The 1,545-nt window shown below is 56.4% G+C and carries 1 protein-coding gene; it reads right to left on the bottom strand.

Annotation, left to right across the window (positions count from 1 at the left end):
- Nucleotides 1-168: 168 nt before the first annotated feature.
- Nucleotides 169-1,428, bottom strand: coding sequence for a M48 family metallopeptidase (locus EJP87_RS16160; RefSeq protein WP_130472877.1), 1,260 nt, complete (start codon nt 1,426-1,428; stop codon nt 169-171).
- Nucleotides 1,429-1,545: the final 117 nt, after the last annotated feature.

Here is a 1,545-nt window from a genome sequence, read left to right as displayed (position 1 = left end):
GAAAGGCGCGCCAAAGGCAAAAGATTAAAAACAAAATCCCAGGGATTCCATCCCTGGACCCGGCCAGGGATGTGCCCTCCCTGGACCCGCAGTTGTTTTGGGGGGTGAATAGTTACCCAAGCTCTCTGCTGCAAACCAGGCTGATGCGCTCTTGTTGCCCGGCCGCTTCTAGGCAGTGCGTTTCTGCAAACTCCGCTCCATGGCGGCGATGCGCTGTCCCACCGGCGGGTGACTGTAATGGAGCAGCACACTCAAGGGGTGGGGCATCAGGTTGCTGAGATTCTCTTTAGCCAGAGTACGCAGGGCAGTGATCAATGCACCCTGTTCGGGAGCGGAGCTGACAGCAAAATGGTCGGCCTGATATTCAAAATGGCGTGACAAGGCTTTGAAGAGCATGCCCGCAAAGAGATCAATGGGGCCGATCACCAGGCCAAAAAAGAGCAGCCCAGCATGCAGCGGCATGCTCTCCAGAAAAAATCCCTGATACAGCCCCGGCCAGGGCAGCAACAAGGCCAACAAGCCAAACAAAATCCCGGTGTGCAGGGTGCCCAAGAGGAGCATTTTCAGCAGATGCCAATGGCGGGCATGGCCAACTTCGTGTGCCAACACTGCCAGCAACTCTGGCAGCGTATGCTGTTGGATTAAGGTGTCATAGAGGGCAATACGCCGATGCTTGCCAAAGCCGGTGACAAAGGCGTTGGCTTTGCTGGAGCGGCGTGAGCCATCGATGGAAAAGATCTGGCCGACAGGAAAATGGATAGCCGCAGCATAGTCCAGAATCGCCTGCCGCAATTCGCCAGCGGGCAGCGGCTCAAAGCGGTTGAAAAGGGGCAGAATCCAGCGCGGCAGGATCCATTGCAACAGCAGGCTGAAGGTGGTCATCATCCCCCAACCATAGATCCAGGCATACGGACCGGCCTCGTGCAGCAGCAACAACAGAGCTGCCAGCAGCGGCCCGCCAAGCAGCAGAGCAAGCAGCAACATTTTGAGCTGGTCGCCCAGCCAGGTGGGCAGGCTGGTGCGGTTAAAACCAAAGCGGGCCTCCTGGACAAAGGTGGCATAGAGATCAAAGGGGAGGCTGCTCAGATAGGAGCCAAACAGCAGAACGGCGATATAGAGCACTCCGGTGAGCCAGGGGGGCTGATTCCATTGCTGTACTGTCTGTTCCAGCCAGGCAAAGCCGCCCGCAAACCAGAAGAACAACAAAATCAGCAGTTGATAATTGGCACTCCAAAAGGAGAGGGTTTGTCGGGCACGGCTATAGGTTTGACTCTTTTGCCATGTCTCTTGCTCCACCCATGCGGCAAGTTGGGCAGGGAGAGGCTTTTGTAACTGTTGACGATCCAGCAGCAAAGCCAGCATTTCCAGCAGGTGTGCGGCAAGAATCAGCAACAAAAAGAGGAGGGTGCTGGAGGGGAGCGAGGACATGGGCCAATACCTTGTTGTGGATGCCGTCGAGTCAATAACGGATAGTGTGGATGCCGTCGAGAAAAGAGCGTGTTATTTGTGCAGTCGCGTGACCGCAGCGCGCACGGTTGCCGTAAG

Source organism: Candidatus Magnetaquicoccus inordinatus (assembly GCF_004217665.1).
Classification (GTDB): domain Bacteria; phylum Pseudomonadota; class Magnetococcia; order Magnetococcales; family Magnetaquicoccaceae; genus Magnetaquicoccus; species Magnetaquicoccus inordinatus.
The sequence above is the reverse complement of the archived record's forward strand: the minus strand, read 5'-3'. Positions and strand labels throughout refer to the sequence as shown.